The organism is Corallococcus sp. NCSPR001, assembly GCF_017309135.1.
Taxonomy (GTDB): domain Bacteria; phylum Myxococcota; class Myxococcia; order Myxococcales; family Myxococcaceae; genus Corallococcus.
In genome coordinates this window covers 696,414-720,161 of the sequence record NZ_JAFIMS010000002.1, presented here as the reverse complement: position 1 = coordinate 720,161, position 23,748 = coordinate 696,414, and the positions used below count along the sequence as shown (strand labels likewise).

The following is a 23,748-nucleotide window of genomic DNA, read 5'->3' as shown; positions in this document are numbered from 1 at the left end:
CGACGTTACCGCGTCCCCCCGGAGCGGAGTGGCTGGGGCGCAAGGATTCGAACCTTGATAATCAGAGTCAAAGTCTGACGTCCTGCCATTAGACGACGCCCCAGCAGGTTCGCACGCGTACTCGTGGGCCGATACTACGGCACTTTGACGGGCGCGGGAACCCACTCTGACGCTGACCCCCTCCGTCCGTGGAGTGCGGGGGGTGGATCACCCGGGCGGGCTGTCATCCACCCGACAGGCGCCCCCCTCCCCTTCCAGGCCCTCAGCCCTTCAGGACGGCCAGGGGCGTGAGCCGAACGCGGGGCGTCACGAGGTCCGCCTCGTCCTCCAGCACCTCGGTGAGGTCCCGGTAGGCGGCGGGGGCCTCCTCCACCAGGGCGTGCGTCCGGCCCGGGTCGAACACCACGCGGCGCAGGGCGTGGACCAGGGCGTCCGGGCGGATACGGGCGCGGGCCTCCGTGCGGGTGAGCACGCGGCCCGCCCCGTGCGAGCAGGAGCGGAAGGCGCGGGGCTCCCCCTGGCCTTCGACGACGTAGGAGGCCGTGCCCATGGAGCCGGGGATGAGCCCCCGGGCTCCGGCCTCCAGCCCCACCGCGCCCTTGCGGTGGACCCAGAGCGTGCGGCCGAAGTGCGGCTCTGAGGCGACATGGTTGTGGTGCACGTCCACGGTGATCCCCGGGTCCGGGGCCACGCCCAGCACATCCGCCAGCACCGCCAGGGCCCGGGCGGCGAGCTGGTCCCGGTTCGCGCGGGCGAAGCGGCACGCCAGGTCCAGGTCGTTCACGCAGGCCCGGCCCGCTTCGGTGCCGGTGTCGAGCGCGGGCGGCGTGCCCTGCCCGAGCGCCCGGGCCACGCGCTGGTGGTGTTCCCCCACGGCGCCCCCTACGCCCCGCGAGCCGGAGTGGATGAGCAGCCACAGGTCCCCTGCCCCGTCGCGGTCCAGCTCCAGGAAGTGGTTGCCCCCGCCGAGCGTGCCCAGGTGACGCGGCGCCAGCCGCTCCCAGGCATGCGCGAGCTTCTGGGTGGACAGCGGTGGCGCTTCGAGCCCCGGTGGCAGGGGCAGGCCCCGTCCCCGGTGCACCGCGTCTCCCACCGGGATGACCCGGGCGAGCTGGGACAACAGCCGCTCCAGGTCCGCGCGCGAGAGTGACGCGGCGGGGAAGGCGAAGCGGTGCGCGCTCACGCCGCAGCCCAGGTCGTTGCCCAGCGCGCCGGGGACGACGTGCGCTTCCGTGGCGAAGATGGTGCCCACCGCCACGCCCGACGCGAGGTGCACGTCCGGCATCACCGCCACGTGCTCCGTCACCCAGGGCTGCGCGGCGAGGAGCTGGAGCTGCTTCAAGGCCGCCGGGGGGACCGTGCGTGCCCAGGCAAGGAGGGGCACCGCGCCCGGTGGGACCTCGAGGACGCGGGGCATCATGCGTCACCGCCTTCCTCGGCGTCCGTGCGTGGGGCAGTGCCCACGAGGACGAAGCGCAGGTGCGGGGTGCGCTTGAGGTTCAGGTGCTGCGCGAGCCGCGAGCGCAGGAAGCCCTCTGCTCTGACGAGGGCCTCCTTCACGGCGGCGGGGTCCGCGTCGTGCGGCAGCGAGTAGCCGATGCGCACGGTGCGGCCTTCGGGGGACAGCTCGCAGGACGTCAGCGTGAGGTCTTCGAGCCTGGGGTCGGACAGCTCGCCGCGGAAGAGCAGCGAGACGTCCTCGGAGAGGGTGGACTGGACGCGCAGGTGACGCGCGGACGGGGCTTCGGAATGGAACAGCGAGGAGCCCGAGCGCCGGAGGGACGCGCGGGGACGGCGATGCCTGGAAGAGGACATGAATGAAGACGGATTCCTGCAAGCCGTGCCGGAGCACGGCCGGGTGTGCACGCGAACGGCTCCGCGCGGACACGCCGTCTGGACCTCACGGCAATGGCGTCCTCCACGACCAAAGGCGGCGCTCACCTGGGCGCGGCCTTCGGACGGGCGCTGGACGCCGCCGGTGACGCTAGAAGCGCGACCCCGCGGAGCGGACCGAGACCACCTTGGCGACACGTCCCATGGCACACCTCCCGCCGCGCGAGCCGATGCGCGGACCGTCCACGGACGCGGGGGCCTTCCAGGTCCTGACAAAGGGCGGTGCTGTCCTCTGGTGACCAGCCGTTCCATCCACCATCCGACGCGCGGCGACAGTCGGATTGGCGGGACGGCCGTCACCGGGCAAGCAGGGGCCAGGAGGCGTCATGGCCGAGACTTTCGACGTGGTGGTGATTGGGGCGGGTCCCGCGGGCGAGAACGCGGGCGCGCGCGCGGCGGCGGGGGGTTTGAAGGTCGCGCTGGTGGAGCAGGAGCTCCTGGGCGGCGAGTGCTCCTACTGGGCCTGCATGCCCAGCAAGGCGCTGCTGCATCCCAGCGAGACGCTGTGGCTCGCGAAGCACACGCCCGGCGTGCGCGAGCTCATCCAGGGCCCGCTCAAGGCGGACGCCGTGCTCAAGCACCGCGACCAGATGGTGTCCGGCTACGACGACAAGTCCCAGGTGAAGTGGGCGGAGGGCGCGAAGCTCACCGTCATGCGCGGCCACGGCCGGCTCACCGGCCCGCGCAAGGTGGCCGTCACGGGCAAGGACGGCAAGGTGCGCGAGCTGGACGTGAAGCAGGCCGTCGTCATCGCCACGGGCAGCAAGCCGCGCCTGCCGGACATCCCGGGCCTCAAGGACTCCAAGCCGTGGGACAACCGCGAGGGCACCGGCGCCAAGGCCGTGCCGGGCCGGCTGGTGGTGCTGGGCGGCGGCGTGGAGGCGGTGGAGCTGGCGCAGGCGTGGCGCGAGCTGGGCTCGGAGGTGACGCTGGTGCAGCGCGGGCCGCGCGTGCTCAAGCGCTTCGAACCCTTCGTGAGCGAGCAGGTGGCCGAGGCGCTGCGCGACTCCGGCGTGCGCGTGCTGCTGGAGACGCAGGCCACCAAGGTGCAGCGCTCCGGCGAAAAGGGCGAGTACACCATCACGCTGACCGGCGGGGACACGCTGCGCGCGGACGCGCTGCTCGTCGCCATGGGCCGCACCGCTCGCACGGACGACCTGGGCCTGGACACGGTGGGGCTCAAGCCCGGCGCGTCCATCGAGGTGGATGATCAGCTCCGCGCCACGGGCGTGGACGGCGGCTGGCTGTACGCGTGCGGCGACGCGAACGGGCGCAACCTGCTCACGCACATGGGCAAGTACCAGGCGCGGCTCTTGGGCGACGTCATTCTGGGCAAGCCCGCGAAGGCGTGGGCGGACGCGAAGGCCACGCCGCAGGTCATCTTCACGCACCCGCAGGTGGGCAGCGTGGGCCTCACCGAGGAGAAGGCGCGCAAGGCGGGCGTGCCGGTGAAGACCGTGGAGTACGAGCTGGGCAACGTGGCGGGCGCGTCCGTCATGGGCAAGGACCTCAAGGGCACGGCCAAGCTGGTGGTGGACGAGCAGCGTCGGGTCATCGTGGGCGCCACGTTCACCGGTCCAGGCGTGGGCGAGATGATCCACGCGGCCACCATCGCCGTCGCGGGCGAGGTGCCGCTGGACACGCTCTGGCACGCGGTGCCGTCGTACCCCACCGTGAGCGAGGTGTGGCTGCGGCTCCTGGAAGCCTACGGCCTGTGATTGCGGCGGGGCGCCCCCGCGTGGAATGGTGCGCGCCCCACCGTGTCCCCGTCCGTGAATGAGCCCGCCCGCCACCGCGCATCCCTGAAGGTGGAGTGGGCGCTGCTCCTGGTGCTCGCCGTGGCGGCCGTGGCGGTGGGACAGCATCCCCGGCGCGGCGCGGACTTCCGCGTCTACCTCACCGCCGCCGAGCGCTTCCGCGAGGGCACGGACCTCTACCGCGCCGAGGACGGCACCATGCCGTTCAAGTACGCGCCCGTCACCGCGCCCCTGTTCCTCCCCTTCACCGCCGTGCCGCCGCGCGTGGCCGTAGCGCTGTGGAACCTGGGCTCCGTGCTCGCGCTCGGCGCCGTGTCCGTGCTCACGCGCCGCGCGGCCCCCAGGAACGCAGAGGCGACGCCGTGGCCCTGGGCGCCGGTGCTCGCCACCGCCGCGCTGCTGCCCGCGTTCTCCTTCGAAATCTTCTACGGCCAGGTGGACCTCGTGCTGCTGTGGCTGGGGGTGCTCGCGGCCGTGGGCGCGGAGCGGGGCCGGACGTGGGGCCCCGGCGCGGCCTTCGCCGTGGCGTGCTTGCTCAAGCCTCCGGCCGCGCTCCTGGGGTTGTTCTTCCTGGCGCGCCGGCACTGGCGGGTGGCGGGGACCACCGCCCTCTTCGGCGTCCTGCTGGTGCTGCCCACGCTGGGCCGCTACGGGTGGGCGGGCACGCTGTCACAGCTGCGTGACTGGACGGAGACCCTGGCGCGCACCACGCCGCCGTGGGCGCTGGGCCACAACCCTCAGGGCCTGCCCACGCTGCTGCTGTCGCTGGTGCTGCCTCCGGAGTCCATCCCTCCCGCGGGCGCGATGACGCTGGCGCAGGTCGTGGCGCTGGGGCTGTTCATCGGCGCGCTCGTGTGGGCGCGGCCCGGTCCGGTGGAGTTGCTCGCGTTCTGCTGCCTGGGCGTCACGCTTCTGTCACCGTTGGCGTGGCGCGCGAACTACCTGCTCGCCTGGCCGGTGATCCGCGCGGCGCTGGAGGGGCGCTCGCGGCTGGGGCAGGCGTGCGTGGCCGGCGTGGCCCTCATCGGCATGGCCCTGTCCGACGCGGTGTTGGGCGCGGACCCGGCCCGGCGCGTGTTGCTCTTCCGGCCGTTCGCGGTGGCGTACGCCGCCCTGCTGATCGCGCTGTTGTGGCAGACGCGGCGCCATGGGACGCCCACGGCGGTGCTCTCCGACAAGACCGTGACCCACCTGCCGCGCGGATTTTTGAACGCTCGCGGTTCGTGACCCAATCGAGACATCGCCGGGGGCAAAGTGTCACGGAGCCTGAACCTTCGTGACACACGGTGTCGCTATATGCGTCCCCGTCATGTTCGAAACGTTCGACAGCGCCTCCAGCGCCCCCGCCGCCCGGCGGTTCGCGCTCTCCACCACCGCGTCGGTCGCCGTCTTCGGACTCATCGCCGTGGCGGCGATGACCGCGGCCAACACGGTGAAGGAAGTCATCAAGGAGAAGAAGGTGGACGTCGTCTTCCGTCCCCCTCCGCCTCCGCCGCCTCCCGTCGTGGAGGTGAAGCCGCCGCCCCTGCCGCCTCCTCCCGTCGCGAAGCCGCCTCCGCGCGCCGCGCCGCCTGTCGCCAAGGCCGCGCCTCCGCCCGCGGCGGTGCCCACCGTCGCTCCCGCGCCGCTGAAGGCCCCGGACGCGGTGCCGCTCGACAAGCCGCCCGAGGCTGAGAAGGAAGTGGTCGCCGCGGCGCCCATGGCCGTGGGTGGAACGGGCACGCTCGTCCCTGGCGGTGTGGTGGGTGGCACCGGCAGCGGCGAGGGCATGGCCATTGGTGGTGGCCGCGCGCAGCCCATCAACCTCCCGGAGACGGGGACGCCGCCGGAGCCGCTGGCCGCGAACCTCATCCCCGAGTACCCCTCCGACGCCCGCTCCAAGGGGCTCGAGGGCCTGGTCATCCTCAAGGGCGTCGTCGAGGTCGACGGCCGCGTCACCGGCCTCAAGGTGATGCGCGGCGATGAGCCCTTCGCCAGCGCCGCGCTGGCCGCCGTTCGCACGTGGCGCTTCAAGCCCGCCGTCGTGTCGGGTCAGCCCACCGCCGTCTTCCGCATCTTCAAGGTCCCGTTCCGCCTCAAGTCCTGACGCCTTCCTCCCCCTTCGGAGAGCCACCGCCATGAACTTCAATCTCAAGGAAATCTACGCGCACATGGGCGTCTTCGCCCTGGGCATCGCCTGGACGCTGATCGCCTTCGCGGTCGCGTCGCTGGCGGTGTTCTTCGAGCGCCTGTTCGTCTTCTTCCGCTCGCGCGCCGCGTCCCGCCAGTTCGCGGGCCGCGCCGGTCCGCTGCTCGCGCAGCAGCAGCACGACGCGCTGGTGAAGGAGGCGGACGGCAACAAGAGCAGCCACCTGGCGATGATGCTGGGCGGCGGCATGAAGACGTTCCTCGCCAAGTCGCGGGCTCCGGCCGGCAAGCTGGGCGCGGTGGAGCTCACGCGGCGCGACCTGGTGCGCATCAACGAGCGCATCACCGCGGACGTGCGCCGGGGCATGTCGGTGCTGGCCACGGTGGGTTCGGTGGCGCCGTTCGTCGGTCTGCTCGGCACGGTGGTGGGCATCATCGAGGCCTTCGCCGGCATCGCGAAGGAGGGCTCCGGCGGCCTGGGCGCGGTGTCCGCCGGTATCGCGGAGGCGCTCGTCGTGACGGCGCTGGGCCTGCTGGTCGCCATCCCCGCGGTGCTGATGTTCAACTTCCTGTCCACCCGCGCGGACGCGCTGCTGCTCTCCCTGGAGCAGGCCCGCAGCGAGTTCATGGACCACCTGGAGGACATGGCCGGCGACAAGCGCGCGGTGGCGGCCCACGGCGGCTCGCACGCGGGCGCCACGGACGTCGTCTCCACGCGGACCGAGGCGGGCGATGTCGGCCACGCGTAGGAGCCTCACGCCGGAGATGAACGTGACGCCGCTGGTGGACGTGGTGCTCGTCCTCCTGATCATCTTCATGGTCGTCACGCCGCAATTGGAGGCCGGCGCCGCGGTGGACCTGCCCGCGGCGATGAACCCGGACGCGGAGAACAAGAACCTGGAGCCCACCACGGTGAGCCTGGCGGCCAACGGGTCGTTCTACCTGGACCGCAAGCAGCTGAACCGGGACGCGCTGGTGGTGGAGTTGAAGGCGCTGCACCAGGCGAAGCCGGACGCGCCCGTCGTGCTCAAGGCGGACAAGGGCGTGGCGTACGCGCAGGTGCGCGGCGTGTTCAAGGCGATGCAGGACATCGGGTTCCCGGGCATCAGTCTCCAGGTCATCGACCGGAAGAAGCACTGAAGGGGAGGCACGCGCCATGGCTTTCGATGTCGGTGGCAATAAGGGCGGCGGCGTCCGCCCCACGATGAACGTGACGCCCCTGGTGGACGTGGTGTTGGTCCTCCTCATCATCTTCATGGTCGTCACGCCGCTGATGACCAAGAACCTGTGGATGAACGTGCCCGCGAAGCCGGACAAGAAGGAGGAGGCCACGCCTCCGCCTCCGGACGCGAAGCCGCCGGTGGTGCTCACGGTGGACAAGGCCGGCACGCTGCGCATCAACCGCGAAGAGGTTCCGCGCGACCAGGTGGTGGCGCGGCTGCAACGGATGTTGAACGCGCGCGCGGACAAGATCGTCTTCTTCGACGCGGGCGACGCGGTGCCGTACGGAAGTGCGATGGAAGTGCTGGACCTGGCGCGGGGCGGGAACATCACCGTCGCCGTGCTGCCGGAACGACTGGCGGACTGACTCCAGGCGCCCCGCGCGCGGCTTCGTGAAGCCGCGCGCGGTTCGTGACGCCGAGTTTTCCCGCCGCCGCCACAGACGTCACAAACCCTTCATCCCAATGCCACGGGCGTCGCGTTGAGTGCGCGTCGCTGTCGGCAAGGAGAGCCGTGTTGTCTTCCTCAAGCTTCGTGCGCGCCTTCGTCGCGTCACTCGTGCTCATCACCCTGCCTGCCTTCGCGCAGGCGCCCGGCGCGGACTCCACCGCGCCCGCCGCGCCTTCGCCCTCCGCGTCCCCCGGCCAGCAACCGGCCGGAGAGCTTCCGCCTCCGCCGGGCAGCACGCCCGCGACCTCCGCGCCGTCGCAGCCGGATGGAGCACTGCCTACCAGCCCCGCGCCGTCCCTGGGCACCCAGCCCGGCAGCGCCGCGAACCCGCTGCCTGTTGATCCCGTGCAGCCCGGCAACGCGGATCCGTCGCAGGCCGCGCAGCCGGGTAGCGCACCCGCGAGCAACTCGCCCGTGCAGCCCGCGGATCCTTCCGCTCCGACCACCGCGCAGCCGGCTCCGGCCGACGGTGCCACTCCCTCAGAGGCCACGGCTTCCGATGACGCGGCCATGGGCGACGAGGCCCTGGCCGAGTCCGCCACACCGCCTCCGGGCTTCACCGGCATCTACGGCCGGCTGACGGACGAGGCCAACGGTGAGGGCCTCATCGAGGCCACCGTGAAGGTCGTGACGGGCGCCGACAAGCAGGCCCTCACGGACCTGGACGGCAACTACCGACTGGCGCTTCCGCCGGGCAAGTACGACCTGCGCGCCTTCTACGACGTGTACCAGGGCCGCCGCATCACGGGCGTCATCGTCACGCAGGGTAAGGCCACGAAGCTGGACGTCGCGCTCAGCGCGGACGTGGGCGCGGTGCAGGAGGTCGTCGTCGAGGCCCGCTCCGACCGCCGCGCGGAAGGCGCCCTGCTCCAGGACCGCAAGAAGGCCGCCGCCGTCTCCGATGCCATCAGCGCGCAGGAGATCGCCCGCACGCCGGACTCCAGCGCCGGTGACGCCGTGAAGCGCGTGGTCAGCGCCACCGTGGTGGACGGCCGCTACGTGCTGCTGCGCGGCCTGGGTGGCCGCTACGCCACCACGCTCCTCAACGGCGCGCTCCTGCCCAGCCCGGAGCCGGACGAGCCCAGCGTGCCGCTGGACCTGTTCCCCACCAGCCTGCTGGCCAACCTCAACGTCGTGAAGAGCTACACGCCGGACCTGCCGGGCACCTTTGGCGGCGGCACGCTGCTCATCGAGACCAACACCTACCCCTCCCAGTTCGAGTTCAAGCCACGCCTCACCCTGGGCGGCGACACCGTCACCACCTTCCGCGAGCGCAACTCGCAGGCGCAGGGCGGCTTCGGTGAGACGCTGGGCTTCGCCTCCTCCGACCGCGCCCTGCCCTCCGCGCTCCCCCGCGACCACCGCCTGGGCGCGGGCGGCGAGTCAGCGCAGCAACTGGAGAGCCAGTGGGAGAGCTTCTCCAACATCTGGGAGAAGCGCACCACGCGCGCCGCCCCCAACCTGGGCCTGGGCGCGTCCCTGGGCAACACGCTGCGCTTCGGCAACCAGCGCCTGGGCTACCTGGCCACCATCAACTACGGCCACCGCGACGGCGTGCAGACAGGCGACTTCGCCCGCGCCGCCCGCGACGAGTCCGGCAGCCTCATCTCCCAGGACGTCGCCCGCACCACGCAGGGCTTCTCCACCGCGAACCTCAGCGGCCTGGCCAGCGTGGGCTACCAGTTCGACCGCGACAACGAGCTGACCCTCTTCAGCCTCTACACGCGCGGCACCGATACGCGCACGTACACCGCCAACGGCAACAACAACGTGCGCGGCGACACCTACGCCAGCACCCGCCTCCAGTTCATCACCCGCGCCCTGTCCTTCACGCAGCTGCGCGGCTTCCACCGCCTGGGGCTGCTGGGCGACTCGGAGGTGGACTGGCAGGCCAACCTCTCCCGCGTGGACCGCGACGAGCCGGACACGCGCGACACGCTCTACAGCGCCGCGCTCAACAACCCGGACGCGCAGCTGTCCTTCCCCAACCAGCCCAACAGCGGCGAGCGCTTCTTCGCGGAGCTGGGCGAGACGTCCACCGGCGGCAGCCTCAACCTCACCCTGCCCTTCAGCTCCGACTTCCGGTTGAAGGTGGGCGGCCTCACGCAGGTGTCCTTCCGCGACTTCAACGCGCGCCGCTTCCGCTACCTGCTCACCGAGGAGCCGGTGGACCGCACCCAGACCCCCGAGCAGCTCTTCTCGCCTGAGAACGTGGGCACCTCCATCAGCGTGCGCGAGACGACGCGCGCGGATGACGCCTACAACGCCTTCCTGGGCATCTACGCCGGCTACGTGTCCGCGGACTACAAGCCCGTGGAGCCGCTGCGCCTGGTGGGCGGCGTGCGCCTGGAGGCGTCCAACCAGCAGCTGACGCTCAAGGACCCGTTCACCGGCGTGGAGAGCGACTCCGGCGGTGCGGACCAGAACTACCTGGACGTGCTGCCGTCGCTCAACGCGACCTACGCGCTGTCTCCGGAAGTGAACCTGCGCGCGGGCTACAGCTACACGCTGGCGCGGCCCACCTTCCGCGAGCTGGCCCCCTTCATCTTCTTCGACTTCGTGCGCCGCCGGAACGTGTCCGGCAACCCCGACCTGCTGGAGACGCGCATCCACAACGTGGACGTGCGCGCCGAGTGGTTCGTCGGAGAGAACGACGTGCTGGCCGCGAGCGCCTTCTACAAGCGCTTCCAGAACCCCATCGAGCGCGTCATCCGCAACCCGGACTCGGGCGACCTGGGCTTCGAGAACGCCGCGGGCGCGGACAGCTACGGCGTGGAGCTGGAGGCGCGCACGTCGCTGGCGCGCTTCAGCCCCGCGCTGCGTCCGGTGCGCGTGGGCGCGAACCTCACGCTCATCCAGTCGCGGGTGGACCTGGGTGACTCCGCGCTGGGCGCGCAGACGAACAAGGACCGCCCGCTCCAGGGCCAGTCCCCCTACGTGGTCAACGTGAACGTGGGCTACGAGCGGCCGGAGAGCGGCACCGAAGTGGCCCTGCTCTACAACGTGTACGGCCAGCGCATCAGCGAGGTCGGCGTGCAGGGCCTGCCGGACGTGTACGAGCGGCCCTTCCACCGCGTGGACCTCAGCCTCACCCAGAAGCTCGGCGCGACGCAGTTGAAGCTGACCGCCGCGAACCTCCTCAACGCGTCCGTCACCCTCCGCCAGGGGGACGTGACGGTGCAGACGTACAAGCCCGGCGTGGCGTTCACCGCGTCGCTCGGCTGGGCCCTGTAGCTCCTCCCATTTCCCTGAAAGGACGCACCGACATGAAGAGCCTCTTTGCCTCCGTCCTCACGCTCTCCAGCCTGACGCTGCTCGCCGGCTGCGGCGACGACGACGACACCAACAACACCCCGGACGGCGGCGGCGATCCGCAGGCCACCGCCCAGGACGTGAAGGGCAGCATCACCGGCGACACGACGTGGAAGGCCGGCACGACGTACACCCTGAAGGACTACGTGTTCGTGGAGAGCGGTACGCTCACCATCGAGCCGGGCGTCATCGTCAAGGGCGACACGGGCAGCGCGCTGGTCATCACCCGCGAGGCGAAGCTCAACGCGGTGGGCACGGCGGAGAAACCCATCGTCTTCACCAGCTCGCAGGCGGAGGGCACGCGCGCGGCCGGTGACTGGGGCGGCGTGGTGCTGCTGGGCAAGGCGCGCATCAACGTGGCCGGCGGCGAGAACACCATCGAGGGCTTCTTCGCTACCAGCGGTGACACGCGCACGAAGTACGGCGGCCAGGACGACGCGCACGACTGCGGCAAGCTGAAGTACGCACGCATCGAGTTCGCGGGCTACGAGCTGGCCGAGGACAATGAGCTCAACGGCCTGACGACGGGCGCGTGCGGCACCGCGACGGACATCGACTACGTGCAGGTGCACAAGGGCGCGGACGACGGCGTGGAGATGTTCGGTGGCACGGCGGGCCTGAAGCACATCGTCATCAGCCAGCCGGACGACGACGGCCTGGACTACGACCTGGGCTGGCGCGGCAAGGTGCAGTTCCTGGTGGTGCAGCAGAACGCCACGGTGGGCAACCGCGGCATCGAGGCGTCCGGCAACAAGAACGACAACGTCGCGCAGCCGCACACGGTGCCGGAGATCTGGAACGCGACGTTCATCGGCTCCGGCCGTCCGGCGGGCACGGCTCCGGCGCAGGAGGGCCTGGTGTTCAACACGGGCGCGGGCGGCCTCTTGCGCAACGTCATCGTGGCGAACTTCGCGGACAAGGCGGTCGACGTGGACGGCACGGCCTCCGCGGCGCTGTGGAACGCGGCCACCCCGGAGCTCTCCATCCAGAACGCCCTCTTCTGGAACAACAAGGGCGACACGGTCTCCATCCCGAACGCGCCGAACCCGAAGAAGGACGCGGCGGGCAACGTGACGGATCCGGACGTGAGCAAGTTCACGGAGGCGGAGAAGGTGCTGGCCACGGGCCTGAACAACAAGGTCGTGGACGCGCAGCTGACGGCGGCGACGAACCTGGAGGCCCCGAACTTCACCCCGGCGACCGGCTCCCCGGCGCTGAACCCGGACAACGCGGCCACCCCGGGCGCGGGCTTCGACACCAGCGCCCGCTTCGTCGGCGCGGTGGGCACCACCAACTGGCTGGCTGGCTGGACCGCGTTCCCGAAGAACTAGCCCTTCGGTGAACACATGACCGCGTGCTCCCGGCGACGCCGTACGGGGGCACGCGGTCTTCTTTCTACGGCTGGACCAGTCCCTGGCGGAGGAGCTCCATGGCCAGGAAGGGGAAGTGCCTTCGTAGGAAGTCGAAGGTGAACGCCCCTTGGCGATAGTTGTCGTACCAGCTCGTCCTGGCCTCGATGAACTCTTCGTCGTTGAGGTCCAGCCGGTCGATGGTGTCCTGGACCCGCTGCTGCATTGAGGGCGGTAGCCCCGCGCCAGGGATGACTTGCAAGGTGGAGAGTTCCAGCGCGAACCAGCCGTCCTGCACCTCGAAGGGATCGAGCACGTCTTCGAAGGCGTTCTTGCGCGCGTTCATCCGGTTGCAGGCCAGCCGGTAGTTGCTCCACTCGTAGGCCAGCGCACGCTGCTTCGACTTGGGCAGCAGGTGGTCCACGGTGAGGGCTCCAGTCCCTCGCGGGATGTACAGGCACGAATAGGCGCAGATGCCCTGATAAGCCTTCCAAAGCTGAAGGCTGCAATGCCTCCAGTGGGGACGCAGTTCGTCCGTGCCCTGGAGGTCCTCCTGTCCCTTCTGTCGAACCCGGGCATCGAAGTCCGCGGGCTCTGGCTGCGGGGCGACGTGGATCATGGGTCGATGCCCGCGGCCTCCGCGCGCGCAAGCCACCGTGGCCAGAACGGGTCCGTATCCCGGAGCACCCGGTAGAGCTCGTTGTGGATGCGGCGGACCTCTTCGATGGGGAGGTTCGGGTCCTTGAGCGCGGCCTTCGCCGCCGTGATGGCCTGCTCGGCCTCCACGGAGCGCGGCTCCTTCAAGTCGAAGACTTCGGAGGTGAGCCAGGCATTGGCGTCTCCGCGTGGGCGCCACTCCGCCTTGGTGGCCTGCACTTCCTGGCCCACCAGGTCGAACATGAAGAGCGCGTCCTGCGATTCATCGAACAGGGGTTCGGCGGAGGCCAGCACCAGGGGTGAGTGCGTGACGGCAATCACCTGGACCTTCACGTCCTCGCGAAGCGCACGGACGACTTCGAGCAGCGAGGGCAGGATGAGCCGCTGCCAACGGGGATGGAGATGAGACTCCAACTCGTCGACAAGCAGCACGATGTGGTCCGTCACAGGCTCGCGGCTGAGTTCCGCGGCACGCACATGTTCTTCCCACGACCAGACCAACAGGTAGGCCAGTCCTACGATGCGCTTTACCGCCGCCGAAACATGCGTGAGGGGAACCAGGCCGTAGGGCATTTGAAGGGTCGGGATGTCCCGGACCTCATCAATGCTGATACGCGTAGGCTCGCCTGGAATCAGTGGCTCATGAGCCCCGGGCGAAAGCGTTTCCAGGACCCTCTTCAGGCGGTGAAAAGGTTCCGCGTCCTTGATCTGCCACGCCACCCAGTCCTGGATAAGCCCGTTACAGAGCGTACGTCCATCCTGTTCCAAGCGGTTCCAGAGTTCGTTCGGCGTGAAGTTGAAGGCAGGCTGCGCAGGGACTTTGAAGTAGCCGACCTTCCGACTGTTCCGAATCCGGTCCCAAACGGAAAAGCTGCCGTCGACGCGAGCGTAGACGGTCAATCCGTTTCTGGGAGGTATGAACGTCGATGGAGCCTGCCCCGGCACAAGCACCACTTCACGTTTGATGCTTTCCCGGCCCCCCCACGTTTGGATGACCGCCTCGATGCTGGGTACGACGTTCCGGTCAGGTCTCGGCAGTGCAGGAACATCATCCCAATTCCGGGTCAGCGCCCACCACGCCAGCTCCAGCACGAACGTCTTGCCCAGCCCGTTGTCACCGGTCAGCAGGTTGAGGCGCGGAGCGAACTCGAACGAGAGGTGCGGGCTGGGCCCCACTCCCTCCATCTCCAACCGCTCAAGCATCCTGGGCCTCCGGCTTCGGCATCATGGATGCTTCCTTACTTCAACTTCGAGGCTCCGCCCCAGTTCAGCACCCCGCCGAAAACAACACGGCCCGACACTCCCTCGCAGGAGCGCCGGGCCGGAGGCCAGGGAACCAACTACGACTGGAGGCTCGCCGGGGCTTCGTCCTGCGCGGAATCCGGACCGTTGCCGTCCGTGAAGAGGTTGGCCACGGGGCGCAGCTTGGGGGGACGGCCGCGGCGGCGCGGAGCGTTGTCGTCGTTGCCCGGCGCGGCGCCCACCGGCTCCACCTGGGCCTGGCCGCCCTTGCGCACCGGGCGCGGCAGGTGGATGGCCTCCAGCTTCGCGCCCAGCTCCGCGTCGTCCTCCGCGAACACCTTCGCGTACGACAGCGCGCGCTGACCCTTCTGGAGCAGCGACTCCTGGCTCTCGTTCAGCGCCTGCCTCGCCATGTCCAGCGCCGCCTGCGCCCGGGCCACCAACTCCGCCTTCTCACGCACGTGCGCAGCGGACTCGCCCAGCACCGCCGTGTCCACGTCCGGGAACTTCACGTCCGCCAGGTCCGTGGCGAACAGCTCAAGCAGCGCGCGCAGCGCGGGGGAGATGGAATCGTTCTCGGGGGTTTCGAACATGGGCAGGCCTCCTCACAAGGCGTTTGAACGGCGCCTATCTGCCCAGATGTTCAGTGCCCTTTCAAGGGGGTCGTCTAACCGGCCGGAAAGTCGGCCCTGATCAATCCACCCGCACCAGGCCCACCTCTCGCACACCCGCCGACGGATCCACGTCCACCGCCAGGAAGTGCCGCCCCACCCCGTCGAAGCGCTCCGGGATGGCCCCGCCTCCTCCGGAGATGTACGCCGGGATGCCCGCGTTGGAGAACGAGTAGTAGCTGTGGATGTGGCCGTAGAGCGTGAGGTCCACCCCCGCCCGCGCCATCTTCCCCACCAGCCCCGCCGCCTCGTTGCGCACCGCGAAGCCTCCGCCCCGGACGCCAATCGGATCCAATGGCGGGATGTGCATCGCCACGATGTGCACCGCGTCGCGCGCCTCCTCCAGCCAGCCGTCCAGCGCCTCCTCCACCATCGGATCCACGGTGCTGCTGCCGGAGTCCACCAGGCTGAAGTGCACGCCATGGAAGGTGAAGTGCTGGCTGCCCCGGCCCACCAGCCGCTGGTACTCGCGCGCGTCGTCCGTGAAGGTCTCGTGGTTGCCCAGCGTCGCGTACAGGGGAATCCGCGAGTCCGCCTCCAGCCGCTGCTGGAACTCCTCCAGTTGCTCGCGCGTGCCGAACTCCGTCAGGTCCCCCGCGAAGAAGATGAAGCGCAACGTGGGGTCCTGGTTCAGCTTCGCGTAGATGTCTCCCACCTTGGACAGCGCCTCCTGAACGTCCGCCAGCGCCGCGAAGCGGAACGGCTGACGCGCGTCCCAGTCCGGCGGCGCCACCGTCAGCCGCATCAGCGTCCCCGGCCGCAGGGCCACGCGCCACGCCTTCACCGTGGGGTGCGCGTCCGGCATCGCCACCACCGTCAGCGGCGTGCCCGCTTCGTCCACGGCGTCCAGCACCGCGTCCGGCATCGCGTTGTGCACCATGAACAGCCAGTCCGTCCGCGCGTCCGCGCCCGCGGTGACCTTCGTGGTGAACACCGGCGCCTGGCCCCACAGCTCCAACGTCCCCGACGCCAGCGTCCGCACCGACGCGAGCCCGCCCTCCACCTCCACCGTCAGCGCGTCCGCCTCCGCCTGCCCCACGCGCGTGTCCCGCACCGCGCGGTCCTCGCTGGGGCGCACGCAGCCCAAGGACAGCAGCGCCGCCGTCAGGCCCAGCGCGCCCAGGACGCGCCGGGACCGCGCGGATCCGCGCCCCGCGCCTCCGAGCGTCCGCCCCGCCTCACGCGCGCCCACCGTGTCCTCACGCGTCCCGCTCACGTGTCACCTCCCACCGCGTACACCAGCGACAGCCGCCCCATCAGCGCGCCACCGGCCTGCGCCTCCGCCGCCACGCCCCAGTGCTCCGTCACCAGCACGCGCCCCTTCAGGCCGAACGACCCCACCATGCCGCCGCCCCGGCCGCGCAGCCCGCCCACCAGCCCGTCCTTGCGGTGGTCGTAGAAGAGCACCGCATCGCCCCGGAGCGCCCCGCCCCGCCCCAGCCACACGCCGTAGCCGAAGGTGTAGAGCAGCTGGCCGTACAGGTTGTCGTCGTCCACGCGCCCCGGGTAGCTGTACGCCTGCGCGGACAGCCCCACGCCGCCCTCCACGAACGAGCCCGCGAAGCGCGGCCCGAAGCGCGCCATCGCGTAGCGGCCCTTGAGCGCCACCTCGCCGCCGCCCAGCGTGAAGCCCTCCGTCGGGTAGCGGTGGTAGGTCGCGAAGCCCTCCACGTCCAACGACGTCCCGTCTCCCAGGCCTGGCGTCCGCTCCGGCGCGCCCCACAGCCGGTACGCCGCGCCCGCGCGGATCAACGTGTTGCCCTCGTCCGGCGCCAGCCGCGCGGACGCCTGGAGCCGCACCTTCGACAGGCGCGCCACCGCGCCCAGCGCGAAGAAGTTCCGGTAGTCCGCCGTCGCGTCGTGCACGTACTGGTAGCCCAGGTCCAGCTCCAGCGGCGGCAGCGTGTCCGGCACCCGCCCCGGGTCGAACGCGGGCGACGTCACCGCGTACAGGTTCGCCAGCATCGACAGCGAGAACACCCCCGCCCCCGTCAGCGTCACCGCGTACAGCGGCCCGATGGTCTTTCGCGACGCGCCCGTCAACGCGATGGGCACCAGCCCCGCGGCGATGAGCCCCAGCCCCGTCGCCTCCGCCGCGAACAGGCCGCGCGCCGTCTCGGGGTCCCCCGCCGTCCAGGCCCCCAGCCCGTGCAGCAGCAGCCCCGGCACCACCGCGACCACCACCGGCACCGCCTTGAACGGGGGCCTCGGCGCGTCCTCCGTCAGGCGCACGCGGGGCTCCGACACCCGGCCTCCCTCCGGCGCCACCACCGGCCCGGACTCCGCCGCGGACGCCGTGGGCACCGGCCGGGGCCCCTCCTCCGTCAGCACCCGGGCCATCACCTCCGGCGGCACCACCGACGCGTCCGCACCCCGGCGCTTCGGCACGTCCCGGGGGATGTCACTGCCGCCCAGTTCGGGACCGCTCGCCAACAGCTCGAAGGCGGACCGCCAGCCGCCGCCGTCCTGCGCCCGCGCGGGCCCCGCGGCCAGCCAGAGCCCCAGCACCACCGCGAAGGTGGCTCGCGCACTCCACACCGGGCGCCCATGCCCCATGACCGTCGTCTCGCTTCCCTGGGAGCGGCCTTCCACCCCTCCCACCCGGCCCGAGGCCCGGAATGGCGCAGGAGATAACCCCGCCCCCGGAATGCGCTGAACGAAGCAGCGTGAAGAAGTGTGAACCGGCGCAACAGTCCGCCTCACGTCCCACCTGGGACATCGCGTCACGCCCGAGGGCGGTTCCGACCCACCAGGACGCCCGCTCCAGCCCGGCCAGCACTCCGAGCGAAATCTTCGCATGCCATGCGAGCGCGGCCGGGACTTTCGATGGAAGACGAGTATGCTGGGGCTTCCCCAATCCCGGCCTCGCCTCCCGCCCGTGGCAGAACCCAGTCCCCAGCAATTCGGCAAGTACGTCCTGGTCTCCAAGCTTGCCGCGGGGGGCATGGCGGTCACCTACCGCGCGCGTATGACGGGCGCGATGGGCGTCACCAAGCCCTGCGTCATCAAGCAGATCCTCCCGCACTTCGTGGACGACCACGACTTCGTGGAGATGTTCATTGGCGAGGCGCGCCTGGTGGCGGGCCTGACGCACGGGAACATCGCGCAGATCTTCGACTTCGGTGAGGTGGACGGGCAGTACTTCATCGCCATGGAGCTGGTGCACGGCCAGCCCCTGTCGAAGGTGCTGCGGCGCGCGTCGCGCGCGGGCATCGGGTTCCTCCCGCAGCCCCTGGCGCTGCACATCGCCAGCAAGCTGTGCGAGGGCCTGGACTACGCGCACCGCCACGTGGGCGAGGACGGCCAGACGCTGGGCCTGGTCCACCGCGACGTGTCCCCGGACAACGTCCTCATCTCCTACGAGGGCGAGGTCAAGGTCATCGACTTCGGCATCGCCAAGGCCACGAGCGTCGTGGAGGCCCGGACGTCGCCGGGCACGCTCAAGGGCAAGTACCCGTACTTCTCCCCGGAGCAGGCCCAGGGGCGGCAGGACCTGGACGCGCGCACGGACGTGTACGCGGCGGGCGTCGTCCTCTACGAGATGCTCTGCGGCCGGCGCCCCTTCGAGGGCGAGTTCGTCACCGTGCTGCCCCGCATCATCACCGGCGACTGCCTGCCCCCGTCCGCCGTCAACCCGGGCATCGGCGAGGACCTGGAGACCATCATCGCGCACGCCATGGCGGTGGACCGCGAGGCCCGCTACCAGACGGCGAAGGACCTGAGCGAGTCCGCGGTGGAGCTGCTCTACCGGGACACGCCGCGCTTCACGCCCACGATGCTGAGCCAGCTCATGACGTACCTCTTCGCGGAGGAGCTGGCCGCCGAGGGACGCAAGGTGGAGCTGCCGCCCGGCTTCAAGGAGCAGCTGGCCGCGTGGCAGTCGCCGTCGTCGGAGCCGTCCCAGGGCCGCGCGCGGCTGCCGTCCAGCAACGGCCGGTCGTCCACCCCTGGCAGCCCCGGCGTGGCGCGGCCCTCCAGCCCGGGCGTGGCGCGCCCCTCCAGCCCCGGCGTGCGCGCGTCCGGCGGCGCGCCGGGCCTGCGCCCCTCCACGGATGGCGCCCCGCGCCGCTCGGCCACCCAGGCCACCGCCGTGCGCAGGAGCACCACCGGCGTGCGCCGCGTGACGGCCGGGGGCACCCGTGAGACCACCGGCACCGGCCGCCGCCCCCTGCCGCCCGAGCTCGCGGCCGAGCCGGACACCGACGGGGGCACGGAGCCCACGGCGATGCCCCGGGCGCTGTCCACGCTGGCCGCGCCGCATGACACGCCGGTGGAGACGGCCATCGCGACGGAGCCGCGGGAGTCGCTCGAGGCGTCCGAGCCGGAGGAGAAGCAGGCCCCGCGCGCCCGCACCACCGCAGACGACGCGCGCGAGCAACTGGCCGCCGAGGCCGCCGAGCGCGAGCAGAAGCGCACGAAGCAGGTGCGCCAGCTGAGCATGGCCGTGTTCGGCATCACCGGCGTGCTGCTCGTCATCGGCCTGCTGTTCCACTTCCTGTCCCCGGCCGAGGAGGGCGAGGTCTCCAACGAGCCCGTCGTCCTGTGGGTCACCTCCAAGCCGGAAGGGGCCGCCGTCGTCGTCAATGGCCGGCCGGTGGGCAACACGCCCAGCCGCGTCCTCGGCGCGGATCAACGCACGTCCCACACCATCGTCGTCACCAAGCCGGGCTACCGCGCCTGGACGCGGCGCTTCACGCCCAACCAGGCGGAGGTCCACGTCAAGGCGGAGCTGGAGGTGGCGGCCGGCACCACCCAGATGGCGTCGGAGATTCCCACCTCCACCACGCCCGACGCGGGGGCCCTGGACGCGGGCACGGGCGCCGTCGCCGCCGCCGTTGGCACGGACGCGGGCACCGCCCTGGACATGGACGGAGGCCTGGCCTCCACGGACGCGGGGACGGAGCCCGCCGTGGCCGCCGGCGCCAACGACGACCCGCTGGCCAACGACAAGGACCGCGAGATGCGGCGCATGGACTACCCCACGCGCCTGCTGGTGCTGCGGCCCATGTACAACGCGCTGCCGCTGCCGGAGTACCCCACGGCCACCATCGACGTGTCGCCCGGCGCCGCCTACTCCGTGTGGACCGAGGGCAGCGCGGCGTTCGCGGAAGGCGACGGCACCGCGTCCGGCACGCTCGTCTACTACGCGGAAGGCGACCTGCCGGCGGACAACGCCGTGGGCTTCATCAGCAGCGCGCCGCGCACCATCAAGGGCGCGAAGAAGCTCCACTTCTTCGCCCTGGACGACACCGGCCTGGAGGACAACCGCGGCTCCATCCGCGTGCACCTGCGGCAGTCCGCGTACATCCCGCCCCGCTCCGTGCTGTTCGAGCCGGAGAAGAACGCGCTGAACGTGAAGCCCCAGCACCAGATGCTGCTGCGCGGCCTCAACCCCAAGTCCACCTACGCCTTCACCGTGCGCGACGACTTCGCGGAGGTGGGCTCCGGCGCCAATGGCCGCGTGCACACGGTGCTGTGCGTGGAGAAGGGCCCCAAGGCCCAGTCCGTGCGCAGCTCGCACCGCCTCTTCGAGACGGGCAAGCGCTACCAGGTGTCCGGCGTGCAGGACCTCCGCTGCGTCTTCCCCGACCTGCAGTTGGCGGACAACCAGGGCGCGCTCGACTTCGACATCGTCGACGTGACGAACATGTCCCGCAAGGAGCGCGCGGAGGCGCTGCGCGGCGCCAAGCGCGCGGACCGGTAGCGGGCGGGCACCCGGGCCCCCGCCCGGGGGCTCGTCCAGCAGGCGGGCGGCTGATCCACTCCCAGTGTCACCCTGACGCGCTGCTCCCGCGCGAATGGGCAGTGCCTACCCTCACGGACATCCACTTCTTCTCCACTGGAGTCCGTCCATGATGCCTGTCCTGTCCTCCACCGGCCTGGTGCTGCACAACCTGGGGCTCGCCGCCGGGTTCGGCGGTTCGCTCTTCGGCAAGGTGGCCCTCAACCCCGCGGTGAAGGTGATTGGCTCCACGGCGGAGCGCGGGCAGGTGGTGAACGCGGCCTGGAACGGCTTCAACATCGTCAACGCCGCGTCCGTGGGCCTGGCGGCCATCACCTGGCTGGTGGGCCGCTCGCGGCTGACGGGCCGGGAGATTGACGGCACCACGCGCGGGCTGGTCATCGCGAAGGACGTGCTGCTGGGCGCCAGCGTGGCGCTGGGCGCGGCCAACATCTTCGGCGGGGCCTTCCTGGCGAAGCAGGCGCCGGAGGGCGCCGTCCCCTCGGAGACGGGCCTGACGCCCACCGTGGGCACGCCGGAGAAGGCCGCCAAGACGATGAAGGCGCTGGACGTGGGCGGCATCGTGAACCTCGCCACCCTGGCGGGCGTCATCGGCATCACCGCCATCCTCAACATGCGCGCGGGGGCGTCCTCGCGCTGGTCACTGGTCGCCAGGTTCCTTCCGTAAGGGCTCACGGGGGCCGCCGCGCAGCATCCGCGGCCCGGCTCGAAAAGGATGGGAAGGGCACGTGGGCGCGGAGCCGAAAACGGCACCGGGCCCACGGGTCTTTCCAGGCTTCAGATGTCCAGGTTCTGCACGTCCAGCGCGTTGCGCTCGATGAACTCGCGGCGCGGCTCCACCGCTTCACCCATGAGCAGCGAGAAGATCTCGTCGCTCTCCACCATGTCCTCCACGCGCACCTGGAGCAGCGTGCGGCGGGTGGGGTCCATGGTCGTCTCCCAGAGCTGCTCCGGGTTCATCTCACCCAGACCCTTGTAGCGCTGCAGGCCCAGGCCCTTCTGCGCGTCCTTGCGGACCGCGGCCAGCACCTCCTGCACGGAGAACGCGGACACCTCACCGCTGTCCACCAGGACCCGGTAGGGCGCCTTGCCCAGCGAGTGGAAGGCCTCGCGCAGGGCGACGAGCTCCAGGTACTCCGGCGAGGACAGGTAGGCGTGGTCGAAGACGGACTCGCGCATGGAGCCGTTCACGTCCGTGGTCACCACCAGCCGCTGGGCCTCCTGCTGCTCCGCGTCCTTCTCCAGCCGCGTGGACAGCCGGCCCACCACCTCCGGCATGCGCCGCTGGCAGTAGTCGCGCATGGTGGCGAGCTGCGCCTCCACCGCCGCCCCATCCGAGAGCAGCTCCGCGCGCAGGTCGGTGGCCTGCACCAGGGCGTCCACGATGCGCGCGTCGCGGCGCTTGGCCTGCTTCTCCAGCCGCTCCTCGTAGGTGATGACCTTCTCCAGCAGCGCCTTGAAGTCGCTGCCGCCCAGCTCACCGGCCGGCGTCTTCACCCGGCAGTGCTCCGCGGCGATGCGCAGCAGGTACTCGTTGAGCGCGCGCTCGTCCTTGACGTAGCTGTCCTTCTTGTTGCGCGTGACTTTGTAGAGCGGCGGCTGCGCGATGTAGACGAAGCCCCGGTCAATGAGCTCGCGCATCTGCCGGTAGAAGAACGTGAGCAGCAGCGTGCGGATGTGGCTGCCGTCCACGTCCGCGTCCGTCATCAGGATGATGCGGTGGTAGCGCGCCTTCTCCGGGTCGTAGTCCTCCGCCCCGATGCCCGTGCCCAGCGCGGTGATGAGCGTGACGATTTCGGCGCTGGTCAGCATCTTCTCGAAGCGCGCCTTCTCCACGTTCAGGATCTTGCCGCGCAACGGGAGGATGGCCTGGTTGCGCCGGTCCCGGCCCTGCTTCGCGGAGCCACCTGCGGAGTCGCCCTCCACGATGTACAGCTCGCTCTCGTGCGGGTCGCGGCTCTGGCAGTCCGCGAGCTTTCCGGGCAGGCCGCCGCCGTCCAGCACGCCCTTGCGGCGCACCGTCTCACGGGCCTTGCGCGCGGCGAGGCGGGCGCGGCACGCGTCGCCAATCTTCACCACGACCTTCTTGGCGAGCGGCGGGTTCTCCTCCAGGAAGGACGCGAGCTGGTCGTTCACCATCTGCTCGACCAGGCCCTTCACCTCGCTGTTGCCCAGCTTCGTCTTCGTCTGGCCCTCGAACTGGGGGTTGGAGAGCTTCACGGAGATGACCGCGGAGAGGCCCTCGCGCGCGTCCTCGCCCGTGGGCGTCTCCTTCAGGTCCTTCCAGAGGCCGCCCTTCTCCGCGTAGCTGTTGAGCGTGCGCGTGAGCGCGGCCTTGAAGCCGGACAGGTGGCTGCCACCCTCGTGGGTGTTGATGTTGTTGGCGAAGGTGAAGATGCGCTCGTCGTAGCCATCGTTCCACTGCATGGCGATTTCGAGCGACACGCCCTCGCGCTCCGACTTGATGTAGACGGGCTTGTCGTGCAGCGCTTCCTTCGCCTTGTTGAGGTACTCCACGAAGGAGGAGATGCCACCGTCGAACTTGAAGTCGTGCTCCTTCTGGGTGCGCTCGTCGCGGATGGTGATGTGCAGGCCCGCGTTGAGGAACGCGAGCTCGCGCAGGCGCTGGCTGAGCGTCTCGAAGTTGAAGTCCACCGTCTCCATCACCGTGGAGTCCGGCTTGAAGTGGATGGTCGTGCCGCGCTTGTCCGTGGTGCCCACCTCCTGGGGCGAACCGTTGGACACGCCGCGCGCGTAGGACTGCTCGTAGACCTTGCCGGCGCGCTGGACGCGGACCTTGAACCACTCCGACAGGAAGTTCACGCAGGTGACGCCCACGCCGTGCAGGCCGCCGGAGACCTTGTACGCGCCGTTGCCGAACTTGCTGCCGGCGTGCAGCTCCGTGAGCACCACTTCCAGCGTGTCCTTGCCCTTGAACTTGGGGTCGGGGTGCGGGCCCACGGGGATGCCGCGGCCGTTGTCCTGGACGCTGAGCGAGCCATCGACGTGGATGATCACGTCGATGTCCGTGCAGTGGCCGGCCAGGGCCTCGTCCACGGAGTTGTCGACGACCTCGTACACGAGCTTGTGGAGCCCATAGGTCATCGTGTCGCCGATGTACATGCCGGGGCGCTTGCGGACGGCCTCCAGCCCTTCGAGCTTGGTGATGGCGTCCGTCCCATAATCGGCGGGCGGCGCGGCCGGCGCGACACCGGTAGCGGGGGTCTTTTCCATGTGAAGCGTGTCCTTGGGAAAGGCTGCCGTTGCGACAGGGCTCAAGCCCGTTGTGCCTACCACCACCGGGCATCCCGGACAAGCTCCGGGAG

General features: G+C 70.7%; 18 protein-coding genes and 1 tRNA gene. 10 read left to right on the top strand and 9 right to left on the bottom strand.

Annotated elements, in window-relative coordinates; genetic code table 11:
* Nucleotides 1-29: 29 nt before the first annotated feature.
* The 3 genes from JYJ93_RS04950 to JYJ93_RS04940 all read right to left on the bottom strand — a co-directional run bounded on the left by JYJ93_RS04950 (nucleotide 30) and on the right by JYJ93_RS04940 (nucleotide 1,815).
* A tRNA-Gln gene (locus JYJ93_RS04950) sits at nucleotides 30-103 on the bottom strand.
* Between the two features lie 159 nt (nucleotides 104-262).
* Entirely contained in the window at nucleotides 263-1,420 is a 1,158-nt protein-coding gene (locus JYJ93_RS04945; protein WP_206786915.1) for an RtcB family protein, read from the bottom strand.
* Nucleotides 1,417-1,815: a ribosome-binding factor A gene (locus JYJ93_RS04940; RefSeq protein WP_206786914.1), complete on the bottom strand. Its 399-nt coding sequence runs from the start codon at nucleotides 1,813-1,815 to the stop codon at nucleotides 1,417-1,419. Before JYJ93_RS04940 ends, JYJ93_RS04945 begins: the two co-directional genes overlap by 4 nt.
* 404 nt (nucleotides 1,816-2,219) lie before the next feature.
* Here JYJ93_RS04940 and JYJ93_RS04935 point away from each other — a divergent pair, with 404 nt between their 5' ends.
* The 8 genes from JYJ93_RS04935 (at nucleotide 2,220) to JYJ93_RS04900 (ending at nucleotide 12,091) form a co-directional block, all read left to right on the top strand.
* Nucleotides 2,220-3,611: an NAD(P)/FAD-dependent oxidoreductase gene (locus JYJ93_RS04935; protein ID WP_206786912.1), complete on the top strand. Its 1,392-nt coding sequence runs from the start codon at nucleotides 2,220-2,222 to the stop codon at nucleotides 3,609-3,611.
* A 42-nt stretch (nucleotides 3,612-3,653) separates the two neighbouring features.
* Nucleotides 3,654-4,877, top strand: a complete 1,224-nt coding sequence (locus JYJ93_RS04930; protein ID WP_269012871.1) for a glycosyltransferase family 87 protein — start codon at nucleotides 3,654-3,656, stop codon at nucleotides 4,875-4,877.
* 82 nt (nucleotides 4,878-4,959) lie between these two features.
* The gene (locus JYJ93_RS04925; RefSeq protein ID WP_206786911.1) at nucleotides 4,960-5,736 is read left to right on the top strand and encodes an energy transducer TonB; all 777 of its coding nucleotides are present in this window, start codon (nucleotides 4,960-4,962) and stop codon (nucleotides 5,734-5,736) included.
* Between the two features lie 31 nt (nucleotides 5,737-5,767).
* Entirely contained in the window at nucleotides 5,768-6,526 is a 759-nt protein-coding gene (locus JYJ93_RS04920; RefSeq protein ID WP_206786910.1) for a MotA/TolQ/ExbB proton channel family protein, read from the top strand.
* Nucleotides 6,510-6,917 (top strand): biopolymer transporter ExbD, encoded by a 408-nt coding sequence (locus tag JYJ93_RS04915; protein WP_206786909.1) that lies wholly within the window; start codon nucleotides 6,510-6,512, stop codon nucleotides 6,915-6,917. Before JYJ93_RS04920 ends, JYJ93_RS04915 begins: the two co-directional genes overlap by 17 nt.
* A 16-nt stretch (nucleotides 6,918-6,933) precedes the next feature.
* Complete coding sequence (locus JYJ93_RS04910) at nucleotides 6,934-7,365, top strand: biopolymer transporter ExbD (protein WP_206786908.1); 432 nt, start codon at nucleotides 6,934-6,936, stop codon at nucleotides 7,363-7,365.
* Between the two features lie 146 nt (nucleotides 7,366-7,511).
* Nucleotides 7,512-10,682, top strand: coding sequence for a TonB-dependent receptor (locus JYJ93_RS04905; protein WP_206786907.1), 3,171 nt, complete (start codon nucleotides 7,512-7,514; stop codon nucleotides 10,680-10,682).
* A 32-nt stretch (nucleotides 10,683-10,714) separates the two neighbouring features.
* A complete protein-coding gene (locus tag JYJ93_RS04900; RefSeq protein ID WP_206786906.1) occupies nucleotides 10,715-12,091 on the top strand; it encodes a hypothetical protein in 1,377 nt (458 codons plus the stop codon).
* Between the two features lie 64 nt (nucleotides 12,092-12,155).
* On the opposite strand, the gene JYJ93_RS04895 is transcribed toward JYJ93_RS04900, so the two are convergent.
* From JYJ93_RS04895 to JYJ93_RS04875, 5 genes are all read right to left on the bottom strand, one after another.
* Nucleotides 12,156-12,728: a hypothetical protein gene (locus tag JYJ93_RS04895; protein WP_206786905.1), complete on the bottom strand. Its 573-nt coding sequence runs from the start codon at nucleotides 12,726-12,728 to the stop codon at nucleotides 12,156-12,158.
* Complete coding sequence (locus tag JYJ93_RS04890) at nucleotides 12,725-13,969, bottom strand: ATP-binding protein (RefSeq protein ID WP_242543672.1); 1,245 nt, start codon at nucleotides 13,967-13,969, stop codon at nucleotides 12,725-12,727. Before JYJ93_RS04890 ends, JYJ93_RS04895 begins: the two co-directional genes overlap by 4 nt.
* A gap of 137 nt (nucleotides 13,970-14,106) precedes the next feature.
* Nucleotides 14,107-14,601 carry a hypothetical protein gene (locus JYJ93_RS04885; protein ID WP_206786904.1) on the bottom strand — a complete coding sequence of 165 codons (495 nt, stop codon included), beginning with the start codon at nucleotides 14,599-14,601 and terminating at the stop codon, nucleotides 14,107-14,109.
* A 100-nt stretch (nucleotides 14,602-14,701) separates the two neighbouring features.
* The gene (locus JYJ93_RS04880; protein WP_206800093.1) at nucleotides 14,702-15,802 is read right to left on the bottom strand and encodes a metallophosphoesterase; all 1,101 of its coding nucleotides are present in this window, start codon (nucleotides 15,800-15,802) and stop codon (nucleotides 14,702-14,704) included.
* A gap of 89 nt (nucleotides 15,803-15,891) precedes the next feature.
* Complete coding sequence (locus JYJ93_RS04875) at nucleotides 15,892-17,235, bottom strand: hypothetical protein (RefSeq protein ID WP_206786902.1); 1,344 nt, start codon at nucleotides 17,233-17,235, stop codon at nucleotides 15,892-15,894.
* Nucleotides 17,236-17,557: 322 nt separating this feature from the next.
* Between JYJ93_RS04875 and JYJ93_RS04870 the strand changes: the two genes are divergently transcribed.
* Together JYJ93_RS04870 and JYJ93_RS04865 are read left to right on the top strand one after the other, a co-directional pair.
* Complete coding sequence (locus tag JYJ93_RS04870) at nucleotides 17,558-20,383, top strand: protein kinase (protein WP_206786900.1); 2,826 nt, start codon at nucleotides 17,558-17,560, stop codon at nucleotides 20,381-20,383.
* A gap of 148 nt (nucleotides 20,384-20,531) precedes the next feature.
* Nucleotides 20,532-21,089 carry a hypothetical protein gene (locus JYJ93_RS04865; protein WP_206786899.1) on the top strand — a complete coding sequence of 186 codons (558 nt, stop codon included), beginning with the start codon at nucleotides 20,532-20,534 and terminating at the stop codon, nucleotides 21,087-21,089.
* A gap of 110 nt (nucleotides 21,090-21,199) precedes the next feature.
* On the opposite strand, the gene gyrB is transcribed toward JYJ93_RS04865, so the two are convergent.
* Nucleotides 21,200-23,656 (bottom strand): DNA topoisomerase (ATP-hydrolyzing) subunit B, encoded by a 2,457-nt coding sequence (gyrB, locus tag JYJ93_RS04860; RefSeq protein ID WP_206786898.1) that lies wholly within the window; start codon nucleotides 23,654-23,656, stop codon nucleotides 21,200-21,202.
* Between the last annotated feature and the right edge of the window lie 92 nt (nucleotides 23,657-23,748).

What these genes read in the sequence shown, in the direction of transcription:
- JYJ93_RS04945 (WP_206786915.1), bottom strand. Translation starts at nt 1,420, where the DNA reads ATGATGCCCCGCGTCCTCGAGGTCCCACCGGGCGCGGTGCCCCTCCTT.
- JYJ93_RS04900 (WP_206786906.1), top strand. Translation starts at nt 10,715, where the DNA reads ATGAAGAGCCTCTTTGCCTCCGTCCTCACGCTCTCCAGCCTGACGCTG.
- JYJ93_RS04865 (WP_206786899.1), top strand. Translation starts at nt 20,532, where the DNA reads ATGATGCCTGTCCTGTCCTCCACCGGCCTGGTGCTGCACAACCTGGGG.
- JYJ93_RS04910 (WP_206786908.1), top strand. Translation starts at nt 6,934, where the DNA reads ATGGCTTTCGATGTCGGTGGCAATAAGGGCGGCGGCGTCCGCCCCACG.
- JYJ93_RS04940 (WP_206786914.1), bottom strand. Translation starts at nt 1,815, where the DNA reads ATGTCCTCTTCCAGGCATCGCCGTCCCCGCGCGTCCCTCCGGCGCTCG.
- JYJ93_RS04895 (WP_206786905.1), bottom strand. Translation starts at nt 12,728, where the DNA reads ATGATCCACGTCGCCCCGCAGCCAGAGCCCGCGGACTTCGATGCCCGG.
- JYJ93_RS04875 (WP_206786902.1), bottom strand. Translation starts at nt 17,235, where the DNA reads ATGGGGCATGGGCGCCCGGTGTGGAGTGCGCGAGCCACCTTCGCGGTG.
- JYJ93_RS04915 (WP_206786909.1), top strand. Translation starts at nt 6,510, where the DNA reads ATGTCGGCCACGCGTAGGAGCCTCACGCCGGAGATGAACGTGACGCCG.
- JYJ93_RS04920 (WP_206786910.1), top strand. Translation starts at nt 5,768, where the DNA reads ATGAACTTCAATCTCAAGGAAATCTACGCGCACATGGGCGTCTTCGCC.
- JYJ93_RS04925 (WP_206786911.1), top strand. Translation starts at nt 4,960, where the DNA reads ATGTTCGAAACGTTCGACAGCGCCTCCAGCGCCCCCGCCGCCCGGCGG.
- JYJ93_RS04890 (WP_242543672.1), bottom strand. Translation starts at nt 13,969, where the DNA reads ATGCTTGAGCGGTTGGAGATGGAGGGAGTGGGGCCCAGCCCGCACCTC.
- gyrB (WP_206786898.1), bottom strand. Translation starts at nt 23,656, where the DNA reads ATGGAAAAGACCCCCGCTACCGGTGTCGCGCCGGCCGCGCCGCCCGCC.
- JYJ93_RS04885 (WP_206786904.1), bottom strand. Translation starts at nt 14,601, where the DNA reads ATGTTCGAAACCCCCGAGAACGATTCCATCTCCCCCGCGCTGCGCGCG.
- JYJ93_RS04935 (WP_206786912.1), top strand. Translation starts at nt 2,220, where the DNA reads ATGGCCGAGACTTTCGACGTGGTGGTGATTGGGGCGGGTCCCGCGGGC.